Raw genomic sequence first — 19,724 nt, forward strand, 5'->3', positions numbered from 1 at the left:
ATCCTATTGATATTTTTTATGTACCAAGGGCACATAGCACAATGTTAATTAGCGGCCGTTTGGTAATTGGTTTGAACTTTTTTCTCCTTATGAAACCCCTTTGATACTAGAGCATAAATTAGATAGGCAGCAATGCTAAAAACTAACATCGAGGCCGCTGGAAAAAAAAATATGAGCCCCACTGTACCGGCAATCATCACGAGAGAAAGAAGCATAAAGTGAGGAATTCCAATCGAAAGCAGCATGGCATTCTTGATAGCTTCTTTCCAAGACACTCGGTAATGAACGATGACGGGAAAAATCGATATCGATGCAAACAGATAAACAATACTTAAAAGGAAGAAAACCGCAAATAGTACGTATTTTAGGTTTGATTGCATCTGATTGGTGATGATAAAATCACCGATAAGCAAAAAGGTAAAGACGATCCATAAAATGCCAAGAACGAAGCTTTGTTTAAAATTCGCCTTTAAATGGCGGAAAAAAGCAGAAAATACTTTAATATCATTTTCCTTCTGCCACTCCCGGACTACACCAAACAAAGCGGTTGTCGCTGGAAATATGGTTAGAATCGGAAGGCATACCACCAGCCATAAAAGATTCAATATAAAGGCATTCATGATAAACTCCATTGTTCGATATAGCTTCCCATCCATATCATCATTTCCCCTTTCAAATCCTAAAGGAAAGGAAACGCCAACACCTCTTGGACGTTTCCATATCCCGAATACCTTACCAGTACATTTTCCAATCCTTAACAAGTCGAATTAATGCCTCAAAATAATAGTAGTCACCCCAGATACAGCTTTCATCCACACCACGGCCGCCAGCTTTATAGTATACGGCGTGCTTAAGGATTCCGTTTGCCTCACTATCGATATCAGTCCGATAGTTTTCATATAATGACTGCACCATCTTTAAAGCAGCATTTTCATAGATTTCTTTTTCAGGATCAGTAAGTGGTAAATATTTCACCATCTCAAGCAGTCCACATACCGTGATTGCAGCTGCAGAGCTGTCCCTTTCTTCATCACCTTCGGTAAAAATCAAATCCCAGTAGCAAATCTCGTCTTCCGGTAAACGGTTCAAATAATAGTTTGTCACTTTTTTTGCTAAATCGACTAAACTCCAATCACCGGTGTAATTGTAGCTGAGCGGGAAACCGTAGATCCCCCATGCTTGTCCGCGGGCCCAGCAGGAGTCATCCGAAAATCCTTGGTGGGTATTGCCGTACAATGGTTCACCAGTCTCCGGATCCATGTAATACGTATGGAAAGTGGAGGCGTCCTGTCTAACAATATATTTCGCTGCCTGCTTGATATGGGTCTCGGCGATTTCTCGATAGATCGGTTTTCCAGTCACTTCTGACGCCCAGTAAAGGAGCGGAAGATTCATGTTGCAGTCAATAATCATTCTGCCTCGCTCTTTTGGATCATTTAGATTGCCCCACGCCTGAATAATTCCTGCTTTATCGTAATAGCGGGTAATTAACAAATCAGCTGCCTTTAATGCGATATCCTTTGCTTCTTCATTTCCGGTAAGCTTATATGCGCTGACACAGCTTAGTGTGTATAAGAAGCCTAGGTCATGGTGGTCAACCTCGATTCGTTTTTCTAGACGTTCTTTAAAACTTTGAATCTGCTTCTCTGCAACTTTCCGGTATTTTTCATCCCCTGTGTATTCATAAGCGAGCCAGAGCATACCCGTCCAAAAACTTGTGGTCCACTCTACATTTTCAATCGGAGGATAGACAAGATTTACACTGTTGGAATCAGGAAATTTATCTGTAAATACATCTAGGCTTTGATCGATTTTAGCCAAAACATGCCCAATTGCTTTTTCAACAAAAGCACGGTCTACAGCAGGTCCTTTCGTAAAGCGTAAACTATTCTTAATTTCTTCCATGCGTACTTCTTCAACTAATACAGTCATTTGCAATTCTCCTCTAGTTTGTAATAAAATGGGTCGTTCATATCTTTCAGCCAGTGATGCAGCTTCCATTCAAGTTCCTCTGCAATCCGATGTTTGAAAGGATTTTCGATTTTCTCTGGATGTAACTGATATTTATCCCTTTTCAAATCGTATAACAAGCGAACACTTTCGTCTTCAGGGGAATAACCATGGTGAATAACATAGGTAAATTCGTCTGTTCGAATGGCTCTCCATCCAAATTGGCGATTATCCAGTCCAGCCTCACGAAACGCTTCAATCGCTTCCTTTCTTCCAGGATAAGCACTAATAAACGCTTCCTTTGGACCGCCAGTTTGTTGGTTTACGATGAAGTCCGATAAATCAATCCCCTCAATCGTTCTAGGAATCTCTAAATCAAGAAAACTAAGCAAAGTCGGCATAATATCAACAGTATTAAGTAAAAGGTCTGTCCGCATTTTTGGAATTACATTCGGCCAGCGAATACAAAATGGGACACCAATCGATTCCTCAAACCATACATGCTTTGCCATCAGACCATGGGAACCCATCATTTCACCGTGATCCGAAGTCAAAACAACAATGGTGTTCTCATCTAGCTTTTCTGATTTTAATAATTGTAAAACTCTCTCAAATTGATCATCAATTCCTGAGATCGCAGCAAAGTAATTCAATTGTTTTTCCTTTAATTCTTCAATGCCGCCGTCCACTGTTTCTCCAGTATGAACGGAGAAGCTGCAATGGGTGACATTTTTACGAAGTGTGATTTGATCCCTGTTATATAGCGCCTTATATTTTTCTGGTACTTGATCAAATGGGCTATGTGGCGGATTCCAGGATAAAAATAAGGCAAACGGCTGATCGCTGGTTCGGTTTTGGATAAATGTTAGTGCTTGGTCTGTTTCATGTTCGACGGACCATTGGTTTACCTTAATTTTCTTCGGGCTATCCTGCCAGTAATGCGGTGAGAGATGCTCATCCCAAGCACCATATGAATACCAGAATTGGAATCCTTGTCGTTTCGGTCCAGGAGGTGTATACGCATCCCACCCTTCTGCACCGGATTCCGGCTGTTCCGATACATTTAATTCCGGTAAATCTAGATGCCACTTTCCGATATATCCCGTCTGATAGCCGTTTTCTTCCAGCACGTCACCAATACTAATTTCATCTGGGCTTAACATAACATCTGCCCCAACCTTACAGTTCGTATAAACCCCAGTGCTGCTTGGATACCTTCCGGTAAGCAAGGAGGCCCGATGAGGAGAACATAATGGGGAGCAAGTTACGGCATTAGAAAAGGTCGTCCCTTCACGCACAAATGCGTCGATATTCGGTGTAATTACCTGATCCTCTCCTTCATACCCCACAGCCTGACGGCGCCATTGATCTGCAAAAATATAGATTAGATTCGGTCTTTGTTGCCTCTCCATGGTCTCTCTCCTTTTGTATTTATCGAATTGAATTCGGGCTATTCCCTTTTTTGCTAGGAATCATTTTTAATTTGGCGATGAATGATTTCCCGTAAGACTGCTGGACATTCACTTTCAACTTAATCGAAGGCTTCGTTTGTAACACTTGGATATTTTCGTCTGCCTCGAGTACCTTAAAGGCTTTTCCATCAAAATCGACATCAATCCAGCCTTTGTTCTGCATCGTTGGGTCGGAAACGGCTAGCGTCAGCACGCCATCCTTCTCCTGCATGGTAATAGAAGCTTTTTGATATACCGTTAACGGACCTACTGTTTGCTTTTCATTCAGCCAGAAGTTAGCCCCGATAATATTTTCCTTAACATCATGAACCGCTTGGACTCCAGGATCATTTCGTAAAATCGTAATCCCCGGCTGTGCGGCATATTGGCTTGTTTGTTCCTGATTTAAGCCTGGCAGCAGGACATAGGCGTACGTTTCATTTGCAGGATTCACACCATGGTCAAACCACATCGTGGCATAGGAACGTGTGATTGGATTCGACGGCCCCCCATAATTGATGTCCTTCCAAGATCCAGTCTGCTGTTCTTTTTTCACCCTGAGTGTTCTTCCTTCTGGAAAATAGTAACCTATATCAGATCCCGGTACATTCCCTTCAAGGAATGCCCACTTGGCCTCAACCGTATGTTGTTGACCCGCGGTTAACTCCGGCTTTTCACCATTGATGAGGAGATTATTCGAGCGGTCTTCACGAATTTTTCGATTTTCAACAATACTTTCGATTGTTCGGTTATCATTGCTGCTTATTCCCGAGCCAAGAGCGACAATTTCGTTATCGAACATAAACCATGATTTTTTAGCGGTTAATGTACTATTCCAGGCCTTATAAGACATACCTGCTGTCCCAAACCGATTTAACGTGGAACCACCTGTCCAGGACTCACTTGAATTGTGCTCTCCACTTCCATTTGCTCGTTTTATTGTATCAATAGTTGTTCCCGGCATCCGATATGGGTCAACAGTCGGCCAGAAATCATCGCTGTATTGCGCGAGATCGGCATTATACAAATAGGTCATCCCTTCACCTGTGTACCAGCCTTTTCGATTTTCGTCATTCATATCCTCATAGTTTTGAATCCGGTTTGAATACATACTGATTCCGAAAGTGTAACCCGGTTTTCTATGAACAACACGGTCCATTGAGGCAAATGTTTTATGGAAATCAAGTTCTCCCCTTGGGATGATATCTTGATTTTCTAACAGGTTTTTAGCCAAAACCATATCACGGAAACTGCTTGCATTTGAAAAATAATCTAGTTGTGTATCTTCTTGAAGCCAATTTTTAGCCATACTTTTATATTTTTCTGCATATGGTTCTGGAGCAAATTGCGCCATTCGAATTACAGTCTTAATGATGCTGTGACCCGCTTGATGATCCTGCAGGAAATCACGTGAAATTGCTCTTCCCCTTACCATATCCATCAAGGCACCTTTGTACATAAATGGTTCAAATGCATCTTCAATCCAGTTATAAACATTCGATACCTTAGGGTCCGTTACACTCCAAGTTGAACCACTCAATAAATCCAGCATCTCCGTTAACCCCTCGATTAACACAATGCCATAAGAACCGGTGTAAGCAATATCCTCATGCTGCACAAACGAACCATCTTCATAAAAACCATCGCCTGACGCCACGTTTTCAAAGGTTTGACTTAGGGCGTCCCTGGCAGCAGCGATTTTCACCTCATCCTTCACGAGTACACCACGGACTCCGACAACCTTACTGACGTCAAATCTGTTGGCGCCGACGGCTTCCCGGAAGTTGTTCGGTGTAGTTGCTCCTGATTTCGTTGGATCCGGCTGAAAATGATCCACGACCTTCAAGTAGCGGTGGATCGTTTCTTGATCCAAATAATCATATAAAAGCACCATGATGCTGTTTAATTCATTCGGTACACCAATTTCCCAATTCCACCAATTGCTATACTGGGCAATCGATTCATTATATTGATTCTGATACAGCCACTCTAGTGCATCTTTGATATCCTTGAGTAATTGTGGATTTCGATAAAGCGTTGAATGTTCATTCGCAAACGTCTTAGCCATAGTGGTCAAGTTCCGATAATTTGATCGGATATCTGCTGAATTATCGGTGCTCGAGTATTCATGCCACAAGAAGGTTCGATCAGTATTTTTCACCATGTTTTTCCATAATGCCAGTGTTGTTTTGGTTTGATTGGTAACCATTTGTTTCATTCGTTCATTAGAAGCATCGTAAAAATCAAGACTGGTCATTTGGCTTTCCCACTTATAACGTAACACGTCATATTCATCCTGTTCCCAAGCCGAGATGGTTAGTTGAGTTACACTTTTTATGCTGCCATCCATTGTCTCAGCAGTGATGATGACGCTTCCTTCGGACTTGGCCTCTACCAGACCATTCTGTATGGAAGCTACACTTTCATTGGAAGAACGCCAAACCAACTTTTCCCTATCGGCATTTTCAGGCGAAACATTTGCTTGAAGTAAACGAACTTGCCCGGCTTCAAGCTGCATTTGTTTCGGTTGGATTTCAATCGCCTCAATGGCCGGCCGTCCAACCGCTTCATTTTTCAACACCTTGACCATGCTGCTGGCAGACAGTCGATTATCCGTGATTGCCATAATCACTGCCTCCCCGGCTCTCACTCCGGTAACCCTACCGTTATCCACTTTAGCAACCGACTCATCGGTGGAAAACCAAGAAATCGTTGAGCTTGCGTCGGCAGGCTCTAGTCTGACATTTATTTCAGCAGTCTCATTCTCTAGAATTGTTACTTCCTTATTTTCAATCTCAATCGAGGTTGCCGGATCAATTAATAGTAGGGAAACATCATCGAACATAGCCGTTCCAGTCCCGGTTTCAAAGAAAAGCTGTACCCGAATACTATCTACATTTGCTGGGAGCTCTACATCCATTTTGATCTCGGACCAATCATGGGTGCCCGTTAAGCGGGAGGAGTAAAGGAGTTCAAGTTGTTGCTTTCCCTCAAACGTTGTCACTCTCATTCGTGCTCCCTGTCCGCTGACAATATTATCTGTCTTTATCCAGGTACTTAGTTGATATGTTTTGCCACCTTTTACGACTACATCTTGAGACACTGCAGCTCGGGCGTTCTGGGAAGCCTTAATTTTCAATCCATACTTACCTGTACGGCTTGCTTCCTCAGAAATTGAAACAACAGGACTTCCAGTTGGCTTCCACACGCTCCAACTGGCTGCGCCTAATTGGTCCCATCCTGACGCAGCACCTTTGGTTTCTTCAAATCCTGCATTGACCAAACGATTAGCGTTATCATCAGCAAATATCAAAGGTGCATTTACAGTCAAAGAAATAATTAACGTTAAAATTATCAGGACAGATAATCCTTTTTTAGGTGTTTTGTTCATCATTTCACTCCCTATCATTTTATTCCAGTGTTGGCCACTCCTTTGATAAAATGGTCCTGGGCCAAGAAGTAAACAATGATGGTTGGTATAACTGCGGATACGGCCGCTGCCATTAATAGAGAATACTCCGTGTTATATTCGGTAATAAAATGCTGTATACCCAATTGCAAAGTATACAAATGGTCAGAAGTCAGATAGATTAATGGGCCTAAAAAGTCATTCCATGAATGCATGAATGAGAATATAACGAGTGTAGCAATCGCCGGTTTAGACAATGGCATAATAATCCGCCAATAAATGCCAAACTCAGTTAAACCATCAATTCTAGCTGCTTCTAATAACTCATCCGGAATCGATAAGAAAAACTGACGGAATAAGAAAACACCAAAGGGATTAAACGCCCCTAGAATAATAAGTGACCAATGAGAGTTCACCAGCCCAAGCTTGCTCATCAGCATAAATTGGGGAATCATCATTACCTGGTAAGGAATCATCATAGTAGCTACATAAATGAAAAATAATTTATTGCTTTCAGGAAATTTAATTTTCGCAAACGCATACCCCGCAAGGGAACTATTGATAATCACTAATATCGTAGTAATAACCGCAATCTTTAACGTATTCAAATAATAAAGATGAAACGGAACGGTTGTCCAAACGTCTTTGTAATTGTCCCACCGGAAGGTTTCTGGAATCCACTTTATCGGGAACCCAAAAATCTCTGTTTCTGCTTTTAATGACGCAGACAACATCCAAACAAATGGCAAAACCATGGCGAGTGAAACAAAAATTACAGCAAGGTACTTTACTATTTTTCCGATTGATATTTTTTTTCGGCTTTTGGCTTCAGCGGTGTATACAGATGCTTCCGTAGCAAGATTCATAACTTCCATCCGCCTTTCTCTTGATTTTTCATTAATAATTCACCCATTTTTTCTGCCCTCTAAATTGAATGATAGATATAACAAGAATGAGCAGGAATAATACATAAGCCATCGCTGAAGCATATCCATACTCAAATTGCTTGAATGCCGTATTATAAATGTCGTATACAAGTACATGAGTGGATCGGCCAGGTCCTCCGCCGGTCAGGACATAAATTAAATCAAACACTTTAAACGAGTTTATGACACCAATAATGGTAGTAAAGAATAGAACTGGGGATAACATTGGCACCGTGATATTGAAAAATTTCGAAATCGGTCCCGCCCCGTCCAATTCAGCTGCTTCGTAAAGGTAATCTGGTATACTCTGGAGCCCTGCTAAAAATAAAACCATATAATAGCCGACTGAATGCCAAATATAAACGATAGAAACAGAGATTAAAGCCCAGGTTGGTGAGGATAGCCAGCCAGGCGGCTGATCAATCCCTAAGTTCATTAATACCCCATTAATGGGTCCCATCGTAGGATTAAAAATGAGCTGCCATACAGCTGCAACAGCAATCGTAGCTGTAACATAAGGAAGGAAAACAGCTGTCCGGAAAACCTTAACAAAGCGGATTCCCTGATTTAGGGCCACCGCGATTAACATGGAAAGAAATAAGGTGATAGGAACAGAGATGACCATGAAAAGGATACTATTAAAAAAGGAAATTTTAAAATTCTCATCATTCAGTAGTTGTTTATAGTTGTCTAACCCAATAAACTCTACGACTCCGAAACCGTTCCATGAGGTAAAACTCATAAAAAAAGAAGCAATTACAGGAATTAGAATAAATATTAGGAAGCCAATGATATTGGGAAGAAGAAAGGTATATGCGATGATTCGATTTCGCCTAATGGTTTTTGACCTTACCTTTTTAGTAGGGTTCATGAGGGTTCATCCTTTCTTTATAGCTATTCGAAAACAGTACTTTTTAAAAAAAGTGGTACTGCTGTTTGGATAATCCAGCGCAGTACCTCACTTTTCTTTGTTACTTTTCTCCGTACTTACTAGCCCATTCACTTTTGACACGCTTGGTTATTTCTTTAATGGTGTCATCCACGGATTTCTGACCAAGCAAGGCAAGTTCTCCTTCTTGCTTAAAGATTTGTTCAACGACAACGTTCTTAACTCCAGGCAGCATCGGATATTCTGGGTATTCTTTTGTCTCTAAGAAATAGTGAAGGTTTTCAGGTTTTTGTGAACCGTCCCCAAGATATGCAGCTTCTACATCCTTATCCATATATCCAGTTAAATAACCTTCAGAAGCTAGAAGCTCGGCTCCTTCTTTCCCTGACATATACTTAAGGAATTCAAATGCTTCATCTGCATGCTTTGTATTTTTGTTCATCATAATCGTAACAGGCAATGCAAGTGATGTATTCTTTGCTACACCTTCAGGATGTGGAATTGGAGCAACGTCCCAATCAAACTTAACTGTTCCTTCCTTTTCCCCTTGACGAAGCTGAGCAACATGCCAGTCTCCAATGATATTCATGGCAATATTACCTTTTTGGAAAGCAGCATTATAGTGAGCACCAGTTGTTACCTGTTCAGACCACGGCATAATGGAACCGTCTTTTTCAAGATTCACTCTTACTTTTAATGCTTCTTTAAATGGTGTTAAATCTTTATCAATAATAGAAGAACCATTTTGAACTGCACTCATATACCAAGTTTGCGGCCATTGTTGTAAAAATGCACCGTATACTTTACTTTCACCACTACCGCTTGTCATTTTTAAAGCTAATTCACGGAATTCATCCCACGTCATATCATCACTTGGATACTCGACACCTTTTTCATCGAAAAGTGTTTTGTTATAATAAAGCATCCAATTGGATTTACGATATGGAAGGCTCATCACTTTTCCTTCATATTTATATGTGTCATACATGGAACCATATCCTGATACATCCATACCACTGTCTTTAATGTGCTGATCTAGCGGTGCGACAATTCCAGTATCAACCATGTTGTCTAATTGACCAGTGAAAAGGTCATAACCTTCACCGCCTGCTAGCTGCATACGGATCTTTTCATAATATTGCTGCTGAGGGAAAGTTTCAAAGGTGATATCAATATTTGGATGATCCTTTTTAAAGTTTTCATAACCTTTCTTAAAAACTGCTTCATCTGCAGGAAAAACTGCCATTTTCAAACTGACTTCTTCATTCGAATCTTTTTTGTCTTCCGGTTTTGCATTTCCTTTTTCAGACCCTCCACTTGCACAGCCTGCTAAGATTCCAAGAAATAGAATCAGTATGGCTAGTAAACTAATTACTTTTTTCATTCGTTGTTCCCCCTTATTTTTTTTAATAGTTTGTTATATACTTAGTGTAAAGGTTTTCATTTTTTTAAATAAGTAGAAAATTTCTTTCCCCCTTTTCTAACCAGGAGTGACAAACATGATATTTCTCTGCCTTATTTTCATGGTATTTTTAATCTTTTTTATCTATAAAAACCTAAGCAGCAGGTCGGTTTTCTTTTTATGTGCGTTAACAATTGGATGGATTATGGCGTATATTTCTTTCACCCTCTATCTATCAAAATTTAATTACTATTATAGTATTGTGAATCAATTCATTGATTTTGGTCCTGGAACGTGGAGCCGTCTAGTATTAGGTAACTTTGATACTCATACGTTAATTAGACTCTTTCATTTAGGATTAATCCTTTTCTATTTTTCCTTTTTGTGTTTTTCGATTTCTTTTACCAGCAATTTTAAAATCAGAAAGAAATTGCGCTATCTTTATTTGGCACTGGGAATTGTAGGACTCCTTCAGTTTCTATTTTATGACCCAAGTATAAACCTCTACCTTCAGGAATTATCATCAGGAACGGAGATACTCACCAGGCAATACCAGCAATACAGTAGAATAGGAGATATTGTTTTCCAGACAGTAAATTATGCCTATCTCATTGTTAGTTTTGTCTTATTTATTGGCCATTACATTCGCTATTACAAACTAAGGTCCATTCGTGACCATACTCTTTACATGATGATTACCTTACTGCCCATCACCTTTTTACAACTATTCATTTTTTATTGGGCGCCTTCCAACTTTGTCAAAATCACCTTCAGTAAAAGCTTTATTAATTATTCACAGCCGCCAATTAATTTATTTTTAATGGAATATCGTTTTTTCCCGTTTCTTGCAATCGTTGCTATTGGCATCATGCTCTACAACATTTACAAATACAAATCAAATGAGGCACGCTACTCAAACATTAATATCATTACGAAGAAAAAGATTGATACGGCATCTTTAGGGATTCGAGCGTTTACTCATGCCATTAAGAACCATCTGCTGGCGATTCGATCGGAGGCTGAGTATCTGCAAGAAAAATTCGCAAATGACGAAGAGGCTCTATATAGCCTTAAATTGATTACCGATTCGTGTGAATATTCGTTTCAAAGTATTAACCAAGCCAATGAGAAGCTGAAGCATATCACGTTGAACATCAAAGCCGTTCCTATCGAGCTGCCAATCGAAAGAGCGATTCAGCGTTTTCATTCAATGCTCTCGGATGTGGAGTTCCAAATTGAAAAACCAGAGTCAAGTATCTATGTGTACATGGATGAAGACCAAATCAATGAGGCGGTCTATAATATCCTTAAAAATTCAGTTGAAGCACTTGGAAGCAAAGACGGGATAATTTCGGTTATGTTAAACACTGTGGACCAATGGGGGACGATTACGATTAGAGATAACGGTCCTGGGATTGCCGCGGAAAATGTAGATGAAATCTACACCCCCTTTTTCTCAACGAAACCAAGCATCACCAATTGGGGAATTGGTTTATCATTTTGTCATAAAGTCATTACAGCTCATGGAGGAAAAATTGAAGTGACAAGTGAATTAGGTAAGTTCACACAATTTGATATTCTATTGCCATTGGTAAAGAGGGGATAAAGCATACCCCTTTTCCTAATTTTGGGGAGGTATTCATTTGGAAAAGATACATATTTTAATAGCTGACGACATGGAGGCTCATCGAAGACGGCTGGAAAGAATCATAAGCAGTGTGGATAACCTCTCTTTAGCAGCCTCTGCCAAAAGCGGCTACGAGGCCGTTGCTTTTGCAGCGGTTAAAAAACCAGATATTGTATTAATGGACATTGAAATGGAAAGTCAGATGGCAGGGATTAAGGCAGCTTCCGAAATACATAAGATTTTACCCGATACCAAGATTGTAATGTTGACTGTTCATCAGGATAACAATATTGTATTTGCAGCCTTCCAAACAGGGATTGTTGATTACTTAATGAAATCGGCCCCAAAAGAAGAAATCATAGAAGCGATTTATTCCGCCACTAACAACCAGTCACCGATCAGGCCGATTATTGCGGAGAAAATCAGGCACGAATTCGCTCGAATAAAAAAATCAGAAGATCAATTAACCCATTTTTTCAAAATCGTGGCAAATCTGACCCAATCTGAACTCGAGGTATTGAAGTTGCTTTGCAGCGGCTTAAAGCGTAAGGATATTGCAGAAATCCGTGCAGTTGAAGTGGAAACGATTAAAAAGCAAATTAGCAGCTTATTAAAAAAGTTCGATAAAAGTAACACAAAAGAAATCATTACGGAAGTCAATGAACTCAAACTGTTTGAACTAATTAAGGAAATTTCTTAATAAAAGGGATGGTACATTGCGTGCAAATACCGGCCACAAACGTACCTTTTCCCTAGATCCGATAAAGAAGTCCCTCTTGGACTAACCCCTCAATGGCTTTTTTTGCGGTATTCCAGCTCACACTGTACTCATTCATTAATTGATTCCCAGAAGGTATTTGATCTCTTTGCCTCCATACCCCATGTCGTTAGAATCCTTTAATATTTCCTTAAGTTGATGATAGAGCGGTATTAAACTATCATTTTGCAATGGTTTCATTAATATCTACCTTCCTCTAATAAGTGAAATTAGTATATTATACTTGGATCCATCAACCCAGCAATCCTACAAGTAATTTTTAATGTATAGAAAAAGGCTGCCCTTTAAAGGACAGCCTAAAATTTCACGATATAAAGGAAGCTTCAAGCGGAAGCAGACGGTGCAAGCCACGAAGCTCTAATTCATTTAATTTGTCCAAAGCTTTGTCTTTTTCAATTTTTAGACCAGCTTGTTGTAAATCACAGCTGACTGGGACATCACATTTAATTTCCGCAAGTATTCGTGATAAGTGAAGCATTTCTAAATCCTGCTCAATTTTCGTTTTGTGAGACTTAGAAAGACGGTCAAGGTTCGAAATAATCCCTTCAACATGCTCAAATTCCTTTAGGAGCTTCAAAGCCGTTTTCTCACCAATCCCCTTTACTCCAGGATAATTATCGCTAGGGTCTCCCATAAGTGCCTTTAAATCGATCATTTGCCGCGGTTTAATACCTTTTTCTTCAAAAAAGGTATCAGGAGTATGGACAAGATAATTCCCATAGCCTTTTTTTAATAAAATAACCGAGATACTCTCATCAAGAAGCTGAAGAATATCCTGATCCCCTGTTAGGATCGAAACATGCGCCTGTTCCTTAGCTTGATACGCAATTGTTCCAATGCAGTCATCTGCCTCATAGCCCGCTAAACCAATATTAGGGATGTCAAAAGCGGCCACTACATCTTTAACTAAATCAAATTGAGGGATTAATTCGACAGGTGCTTCACCGCGATTCCCTTTATAGGCATCGAATAACTCTGACCTGAACGTTTTACTACCCATATCCCAGCAAACGGCCACATGGGATGGATTAAAGGAAGATACTGCAGTAAATAAATGTTTAATGAATCCGTGAATTCCATTCGTCGGAATTCCTTTTGAATTTATCATAAACTGGCCTGAAACAGCCGTAGCATAAAAAGCACGAAATAATAAAGCCATACCATCAACGAGCATAAGTGAAGGTTTTTGATTTTCCAATATATTGACCTCCGATCATTTAAAAACAACACGGTTTTGATTATAACATAAAAAACTTACTCTATCTCGTTTTCTTGATAGGAAATCCAATCGCTAAAACTTCCCAAGTAAAGTTTTACCTTTTCAAACCCTGCTGCTTTTAATGCCAGATAATTGGGTGCCGCTGTAACACCTGAACCACAATAAACAATGATTTCGTTTTCAGGATTAATGTCGGAGAACCGTTGTTTTTGGACTTCGGCTTGCTTATAATAACCGGCAGTTAATCCATCGAACCATGGTTTATTAATTGCCCCGGGAATCCGCCCAGCTTTTTTATCTATCGGTTCCTCTAACCCTAAATATCTTCTTTCTTCCCTTGAATCAATAAGGATTGTATTGGAATCTGGTCCACCTGACACTGCCCTTACTTCCTCCATACCTGCGAGCAGGTCATGCTTAATATTTGGCTTATAGGCAGCTTTTTTAAAGGTAGGCACCTCTGATGTAACCGGGTAATTTCCTACCTTCCAGCCTTTTAAGCCTCCATCCAGTACATACACTTTTTCATGTCCAAGGTATTGCAGCAGCCACCAAAACCTTGCTGCAAAAGCTCCTTCTCCTTGATCATAAGCAATCACCGTTTTATTTTCATCAATACCAGCATGTTCAAGTTTTTCGATAAGCTCGTGTAAATTAGGCAATGGGTGTCGGCCGCCATGTTCACCAATTTCACCCGATAAATCTTTCTCAAGATCAAAATAGCTGGCTCCAGGAATATGATTTTTATCATATTCCTGTCTGCCTTTTGTAGGGTCTGCTAACGAAAAAGAGCAATCCACAATACGGACATGTGGATCATTTACATTTTTAAACAGCCATTCTTTATCGATAATATAATTCATAGAGATCCCCCAGTAAGTTAGTACTTAGACTCTTCCAGCTTTTGATAAACTTCTTGTAATTTCTCGATAGAGATTCCCCCATCTAATGCAGTAAAAAGACTCAAATAATAATCGTCTGCCTGTTCTTCAATTTGGGTTATTAATTCTTCGAATTGTCCAATCAAAATTTGTGAGTAAAAGTTAGCTAATTTTTCACCTTCAGACTTCAGATAATCATCTGCAGGGCCATTTAAAACATGATTTAGCTCATCACTCATAAGCTTCTTTTCATTTTTTTCGAAAAAGGACTTTGGATTTTTAAAATAAGACAGAGCTTTCGTAAACAGCTGTTTATTTAACTGACTAAAAGCTAAAGGAAACTCTATCTCCCCTTCATACTTCATCTCAAAAGGCGCAAATGATAAGTCCTTATTGATTTCCTTCATACCGCGAGTTAGCGCTGTATGATAGTCGAATAACACTTTTCGTGCAAAAGAGTCCAGTCTGACTGTAGTTGCTCGCAGCTCCTGAGCGAAATCAAAGCCAAGGCTTTCTAACAATTCATCCAAAGCAGATTGTAATGCCTTCTTTAAATTTCTTCCGTCATCTCTTAAGGATGCAGGATTAAATGCCTCTTTAAAAAAGTCACCAAAGCGAAGGAATACCCTTTGCTTAATATAGTAAAGGAGTTCTTCACCTTCTAGTGTCATACGTTTTTGTAATCCTTCAGAACTTTGTTTTTCTAGCAGCTCTTTAATCATGGCCTTTTGTTTTTCTATTTCAGTGCGTCTTTTGTCTTTTACGGATTGGTCTTCTTTAGAATTTTGAATTAGTTTACCAACCAACTCCTGAACACGACTTAATTCATTACCTGAAGAGGTGATGGCCATTTCAGTTAAATCATTAGAAATAAAATGGTAGAAATCCTCTTCGAAATTCCCCATTCCAGACTTTTCATCTGTGTTTGGTTCTACTTTTTCCTTTAAAGCCAACAAACTAGATAACGGATAAAGGTGTGGTTTCCTAATTCCATATTTAATTAATTGTTCTGTTACATATTCCGCAACGGTTTCCTTCTCTTCCTCATTTTCAGCTAAGTCAATAGCATTAATAATAAAGAACATTTTATCTAGCTGGAAGGACTCTTTCACGCGTCCAAGCTGGATTAAAAACTCTCGATCCGCTTTTGAAAAGGCATGGTTATAATACGTAACAAACAAGATAGCATCTGAATTTTTAATATAATCAAATGCAACTCCCGTATGACGGGCATTAATTGAATCTGCTCCTGGGGTATCAACGAGCGTGATTCCTTTGCGAGTCAGTTCACAATCATAGTAAAGCTCAATCCACTCCACAAAGCACGACTTTTCTTCCAAAGCAACGAAATCTGCAAATTCGTTTAAGTCCGTTTCCAAGACACTTCCAAGCTGCTTTCCGTGTAAGAGGAAGCCTTTTTTAAATGCTTGTAAAAATGCATAGTGTGTCTTTTCCGCTACACCTTCCTGCCCTTTTTCAAGCATAACCTTATCAATTTCACTCGACGCAGCTTCTAACTCAGGGCTTTGCAGGTCAAATAATTTCAAGGAGCGATTAACATCCTCAAGCATCGCGTTGCCCTCTTTAAATTTCACAAGCACCGTGCCATGCTGATATTGCTCGGTTACAGGCTTGATTTTATTAATAGCTGCAGTTGTCGGATTAGGAGATACTGGCAGCACCTTTTCCCCCATAAGTGCATTAGCAAAGGAAGATTTCCCCGCACTAAAGGCACCAAATAATGCAACAGTAAACCCTTTGTTAGCCAAACGATCTGCTTTTTCTTCCAGTTCCTTTGCAAGCTTTTTAAAGCCTGGCAGGTTGTCAATTAACTTAGCAGATTGATCTAACCGAGCAACCATGCTTTGTAAATGACTTCTTGCTTTTTCTGTTTCGTTTTTCTTGGCAAGGTTTGTTTTTACTTTTGCTACCGGCAATTTCTTTTGTTGTGTTTCTGTCTCCGGTATGGTTTGACCATATACAACATCAGCTTCTTCTTCCTCTTGCTGGAATAGCAAATACTCATCGTTTAGATCTTCGTATGCTTCATTAAGCAGCTTATCAACTTTTGCCTCTTTTGCTGCAGTATCTTTTTCAAAATTTTCTTTTTCTGTTAGTGCACCTACATATTGTTCAATATTCTTGAATTCTTCTTGATACATTTGTGTTAACTTTTTTGTTTTTGCTGCTAGTTCAGGCATGAGTGCCTGTTTAAAATCTAAAATACCTTCTCTTGCTATCTTTTTGATTCCATTCGCCAAGTCCTCTGTGTAGTGAAGCACATATTCACCGGATAAACGGGCTCCTTGCTTAACCGTTTGTACGATTAATTCAATCGGAACATTGATTGAAAAAGATTGCGCCTTATTTTGTAGAACCTGGTCATCTAGACTGTTGTTCTTGAGGATGGCGATCAAATATTCACGCAAATGCCATTCAATCTGTGATTTCGTTTTCTCTAGCAGGTCCTGGTAAAGTCTATCAAGACGAGCATTCTTTTCTTCTAGCGTTTTTTGTTTTGAAAAAAGAAAACCTACCTTAAACTCCGGCTGTGCTGCTTCAAGATAAGCCTCCGCCAATTCTCTTGTTTGAAAGGGCATCAAATAAGCATTATTCAAGATTTTTGCTATCTCTTTATCCATTTCTTTTTCGGTTTCCTCAACCCCTTTTTCAAGAGTCTGAAGGTTTGTACTAATGGATTGATAGGTTTGTGTTAGTTCCTGTTTTTCTTCCTCAGGAAGTTCATTTAACAAATCAAAAACTGGCTGAAGTTCTTCTACCCTTTTATTGCGATCTTGGTCTAGATGGTCTACAGCAATTTTTTTCAAAGAATGAAAAATGGATTGCTGTAGAAGCTGATCCTTATTCTGCAATTTCTCGGCGATAAATGCTTTCAATTCATTAAATTCATTCAGTTTATGGTCTTGAAACTTTAAGGAAGTATAAAAGATTCGTGCCGGCTTAACTCCCCATGCACCAAACGAATCCTGGACACTTTCTTGAAAATGGCGGAACGATAGCTCCTCTTCCTTATGTTTATCTACCTGATTAATAACGAGATAAACTTCTTTCCCTGCTTCCGTCAATTCTTTTGTGAATAAAAAATTCAGCTCAGCTTGGACATGATTATAATCCATCACGTACAAAACGAGGTCTGCAAGGTGGATTGCAGATTCGGTTGCCACCTTGTGTGCATCATCTGCTGAATCTATTCCTGGAGTATCCATAATAACGGTGTTTTCTGGTAACTGAGAGTCTGCATGGCTAATTTCGATTTCCTCGATTTGGTCGCCATCCTTGCAGTAATTCTTTACTAATTCATAATCATATGGTGCTAAGTAAACCCGCGGCTTTTCATTTTTGAAAAACACCTTCGCATATTCCTCACCTGATTTTACCTTCACTAGGTTTGCACTGGTGGGAATTGGGCTTGATGGCAGCAAATTCTCGCCGACCACTTTGTTAATCATCGTTGATTTTCCAGCTGAAAAGTGACCGCAAAATGCAATCATAAACTCACGATTCTGCAGTTTCTTCGCTAGCTGCTTTGTTTTTTCTGCGTTCTCCGTATCACTTTGTTCAATAAGATATTCATATAAAGCAAGGATCTTATTTTTAAGTGATAAAATGGTTTCTTGCTTATTTGCCGTTTGCACCATAATTTCTTCCCCTTGTTCACAACTTTGTAATATTTAATATTTTATACGATAATTCAAACTTTTCCTATCGTGAAAACTCAATTTGTTAACATAATATTCACTTCTTTTATTTTATTCCTTGGTTACAATTAAGAAAAGAGGAAGGAAGTGGATTATGGCATTTAGGGAACGCAGAGAGTCAGATGAGTTGAAGATTTTTAGGTTATTGAATTATCGTTCGGTCTTACCAAGTAAAGAGAAATTATTTTATGCAAATCTTGAAAAAGGATTTAAAGGTGAGGTGATGTTTGATCAATTAACGGAAGGTCTCGACCCAAATAAGTTTCTAATATTGAATGATTTACTCTTGGAGACGAACTCTACCACCTTTCAAATAGATTCGTTTCTCATCAGCCAAGGGACCCATTTTCCTTGTGAAGTGAAAAATTTCGAGGGGGATTTTTATTATAAAACTGATCAGTTCTTTGCCATGAATGATACAGTGATCCAGAATCCCCTTGACCAAATAAAGAAAAGTGACACATTGCTGCTCCAATTTCTCCAAAAGAAAAAATACTCTATTTCTTTAAAATCAAATGTTTTCTTTGTCAATCCTTCTTTCACCCTCTACCAAGCGCCACAGGACAAGCCGATTATTTATCCTACTCAGCTCGCTAAGTATTTTGAAAAATTAAATAAGAGAAGTTCTATTCTAACCGATGACCATTATAGGCTAGCCGAAGATTTAGTGAAGGAACATAAAACGATTTCCCCTTATACCCGATTACCACAATACGATTATTATCAACTGAAGAAAGGCCCTAGCTGTATGTTGTGCCATTCCTTTGCAGTTTCGTTTGATGGGACGATCTTCACCTGTCATTCATGTGGGTGTTTGGAAAATGTGGATGACGCCATTTTACGGGCCGTGGGAGAACTTCAGCTGCTCATTCCAGATATAAAGATAACAACAAATTTGATATTTGAGTGGTTTAAGGTAATTGAATCTAGGAAACAGATTAGGCGGATATTGAAGAAACATTACCAGATAATAGGTTTAAGACACGCTACTTATTATAAATAAAATTTGACTATGGTGAAGTTACCCAATTGCCTTTTCCACATGCTCTTCGGTCACTCTAGACAACCTGGAGTTACCCAATTGCCTTTTCCACATGCTCTTCGGTAACTCCAGACAACCTGGAGTTACCCAATTGCTATTTCCCCATGCTCTTCGGTCACTCCAGTCCCCCTGGAGTTACCCAATTGCCTTTTCCACATGCTCTTCGGTCACTCCAGACAACCTGGAGTTACCCAATTGTTATTTCCTTATGCTCTTAGGTAACTCCAGTCCCCCCTGGAGGTACCCAATTGCCTTTTCCACATGCTCTTCGGTCACTCCAGACAACCTGGAGTTACCCAGTTGCTATTTCGTTATGCTCTTCAGTCACTCCAGCCCACCTGGAGTTACCCAATTTATAAATGTCAACACAAATATGTACACTTTCGCTTGTTTAAGAATGTACAAAACTACTCATTTTCCTTCGCTAAATG

General features: G+C 39.4%; 15 protein-coding genes. 3 read left to right on the forward strand and 12 right to left on the reverse strand.

Features of this window, described 5'->3' with window-relative positions; all coding sequences use genetic code 11:
- Nucleotides 1-44: 44 nt before the first annotated feature.
- The 7 genes from MLOOGBEN_RS16080 to MLOOGBEN_RS16110 all read right to left on the reverse strand — a co-directional run bounded on the left by MLOOGBEN_RS16080 (nt 45) and on the right by MLOOGBEN_RS16110 (nt 10,009).
- Nucleotides 45-656: a YesL family protein gene (locus MLOOGBEN_RS16080; RefSeq protein WP_179159269.1), complete on the reverse strand. Its 612-nt coding sequence runs from the start codon at nt 654-656 to the stop codon at nt 45-47.
- A gap of 76 nt (nt 657-732) precedes the next feature.
- On the reverse strand, nt 733-1,932 hold the full coding sequence (locus tag MLOOGBEN_RS16085) for a glycoside hydrolase family 88 protein (protein WP_256989124.1): 1,200 nt from the start codon (nt 1,930-1,932) through the stop codon (nt 733-735).
- Entirely contained in the window at nt 1,929-3,362 is a 1,434-nt protein-coding gene (locus MLOOGBEN_RS16090; protein ID WP_179159270.1) for a sulfatase family protein, read from the reverse strand. The genes MLOOGBEN_RS16085 and MLOOGBEN_RS16090 overlap by 4 nt, the downstream gene beginning before the upstream one ends.
- Nucleotides 3,363-3,381: 19 nt before the next feature.
- Nucleotides 3,382-6,792 (reverse strand): polysaccharide lyase family 8 super-sandwich domain-containing protein, encoded by a 3,411-nt coding sequence (locus MLOOGBEN_RS16095; RefSeq protein WP_179159271.1) that lies wholly within the window; start codon nt 6,790-6,792, stop codon nt 3,382-3,384.
- A 14-nt stretch (nt 6,793-6,806) separates the two neighbouring features.
- Nucleotides 6,807-7,676 (reverse strand): carbohydrate ABC transporter permease, encoded by an 870-nt coding sequence (locus MLOOGBEN_RS16100; RefSeq protein WP_179159272.1) that lies wholly within the window; start codon nt 7,674-7,676, stop codon nt 6,807-6,809.
- Between the two features lie 31 nt (nt 7,677-7,707).
- Nucleotides 7,708-8,607, reverse strand: coding sequence for a carbohydrate ABC transporter permease (locus MLOOGBEN_RS16105; RefSeq protein WP_179159273.1), 900 nt, complete (start codon nt 8,605-8,607; stop codon nt 7,708-7,710).
- Nucleotides 8,608-8,707: 100 nt separating this feature from the next.
- The gene (locus MLOOGBEN_RS16110) at nt 8,708-10,009 is read right to left on the reverse strand and encodes an ABC transporter substrate-binding protein (RefSeq protein WP_179159274.1); all 1,302 of its coding nucleotides are present in this window, start codon (nt 10,007-10,009) and stop codon (nt 8,708-8,710) included.
- A 115-nt stretch (nt 10,010-10,124) separates the two neighbouring features.
- On the opposite strand from MLOOGBEN_RS16110, the gene MLOOGBEN_RS16115 reads away from it, so the two are divergent.
- Both MLOOGBEN_RS16115 and MLOOGBEN_RS16120 read left to right on the forward strand, forming a co-directional pair.
- Nucleotides 10,125-11,633 (forward strand): sensor histidine kinase, encoded by a 1,509-nt coding sequence (locus MLOOGBEN_RS16115; RefSeq protein WP_179159275.1) that lies wholly within the window; start codon nt 10,125-10,127, stop codon nt 11,631-11,633.
- 37 nt (nt 11,634-11,670) lie between these two features.
- Nucleotides 11,671-12,354: a response regulator transcription factor gene (locus MLOOGBEN_RS16120; protein WP_179159276.1), complete on the forward strand. Its 684-nt coding sequence runs from the start codon at nt 11,671-11,673 to the stop codon at nt 12,352-12,354.
- 52 nt (nt 12,355-12,406) lie between these two features.
- Here the strand turns inward: MLOOGBEN_RS16120 and MLOOGBEN_RS29615 are convergent, their stop codons facing one another.
- The 5 genes from MLOOGBEN_RS29615 to MLOOGBEN_RS16140 form a co-directional block, all read right to left on the reverse strand.
- Nucleotides 12,407-12,490: a hypothetical protein gene (locus MLOOGBEN_RS29615; protein WP_306430750.1), complete on the reverse strand. Its 84-nt coding sequence runs from the start codon at nt 12,488-12,490 to the stop codon at nt 12,407-12,409.
- Nucleotides 12,490-12,612 (reverse strand): hypothetical protein, encoded by a 123-nt coding sequence (locus MLOOGBEN_RS29295; RefSeq protein WP_256989125.1) that lies wholly within the window; start codon nt 12,610-12,612, stop codon nt 12,490-12,492. The genes MLOOGBEN_RS29615 and MLOOGBEN_RS29295 overlap by 1 nt, the downstream gene beginning before the upstream one ends.
- Before the next feature lie 124 nt (nt 12,613-12,736).
- Nucleotides 12,737-13,630 (reverse strand): 5'-3' exonuclease, encoded by an 894-nt coding sequence (locus MLOOGBEN_RS16130; protein ID WP_306430749.1) that lies wholly within the window; start codon nt 13,628-13,630, stop codon nt 12,737-12,739.
- Nucleotides 13,631-13,686: 56 nt separating this feature from the next.
- The gene (locus MLOOGBEN_RS16135) at nt 13,687-14,514 is read right to left on the reverse strand and encodes a sulfurtransferase (RefSeq protein WP_179159277.1); all 828 of its coding nucleotides are present in this window, start codon (nt 14,512-14,514) and stop codon (nt 13,687-13,689) included.
- A 17-nt stretch (nt 14,515-14,531) separates the two neighbouring features.
- Nucleotides 14,532-18,191, reverse strand: coding sequence for a dynamin family protein (locus MLOOGBEN_RS16140; protein WP_179159278.1), 3,660 nt, complete (start codon nt 18,189-18,191; stop codon nt 14,532-14,534).
- A gap of 154 nt (nt 18,192-18,345) precedes the next feature.
- Here MLOOGBEN_RS16140 and MLOOGBEN_RS16145 point away from each other — a divergent pair, with 154 nt between their 5' ends.
- A complete protein-coding gene (locus MLOOGBEN_RS16145; RefSeq protein ID WP_179159279.1) occupies nt 18,346-19,254 on the forward strand; it encodes a nuclease-related domain-containing protein in 909 nt (302 codons plus the stop codon).
- Nucleotides 19,255-19,724 lie beyond the last annotated feature (470 nt).

This window comes from Bacillus sp. EB106-08-02-XG196 (assembly GCF_013396335.1).
Lineage (GTDB): Bacteria > Bacillota > Bacilli > Bacillales > Cytobacillaceae > Neobacillus.

Excerpts from the sequence above, each read along its gene's own strand:
- MLOOGBEN_RS16110 (WP_179159274.1), bottom strand. The coding sequence starts at position 10,009 with ATGAAAAAAGTAATTAGTTTACTAGCCATACTGATTCTATTTCTTGGA.
- MLOOGBEN_RS16080 (WP_179159269.1), bottom strand. The coding sequence starts at position 656 with ATGGATGGGAAGCTATATCGAACAATGGAGTTTATCATGAATGCCTTT.
- MLOOGBEN_RS16100 (WP_179159272.1), bottom strand. The coding sequence starts at position 7,676 with ATGAATCTTGCTACGGAAGCATCTGTATACACCGCTGAAGCCAAAAGC.
- MLOOGBEN_RS16090 (WP_179159270.1), bottom strand. The coding sequence starts at position 3,362 with ATGGAGAGGCAACAAAGACCGAATCTAATCTATATTTTTGCAGATCAA.
- MLOOGBEN_RS16115 (WP_179159275.1), top strand. The coding sequence starts at position 10,125 with ATGATATTTCTCTGCCTTATTTTCATGGTATTTTTAATCTTTTTTATC.
- MLOOGBEN_RS29295 (WP_256989125.1), bottom strand. The coding sequence starts at position 12,612 with ATGAAACCATTGCAAAATGATAGTTTAATACCGCTCTATCATCAACTT.
- MLOOGBEN_RS16135 (WP_179159277.1), bottom strand. The coding sequence starts at position 14,514 with ATGAATTATATTATCGATAAAGAATGGCTGTTTAAAAATGTAAATGAT.
- MLOOGBEN_RS16085 (WP_256989124.1), bottom strand. The coding sequence starts at position 1,932 with ATGACTGTATTAGTTGAAGAAGTACGCATGGAAGAAATTAAGAATAGT.
- MLOOGBEN_RS16105 (WP_179159273.1), bottom strand. The coding sequence starts at position 8,607 with ATGAACCCTACTAAAAAGGTAAGGTCAAAAACCATTAGGCGAAATCGA.
- MLOOGBEN_RS16145 (WP_179159279.1), top strand. The coding sequence starts at position 18,346 with ATGGCATTTAGGGAACGCAGAGAGTCAGATGAGTTGAAGATTTTTAGG.
- MLOOGBEN_RS16140 (WP_179159278.1), bottom strand. The coding sequence starts at position 18,191 with ATGGTGCAAACGGCAAATAAGCAAGAAACCATTTTATCACTTAAAAAT.
- MLOOGBEN_RS29615 (WP_306430750.1), bottom strand. The coding sequence starts at position 12,490 with ATGAATGAGTACAGTGTGAGCTGGAATACCGCAAAAAAAGCCATTGAG.
- MLOOGBEN_RS16095 (WP_179159271.1), bottom strand. The coding sequence starts at position 6,792 with ATGAACAAAACACCTAAAAAAGGATTATCTGTCCTGATAATTTTAACG.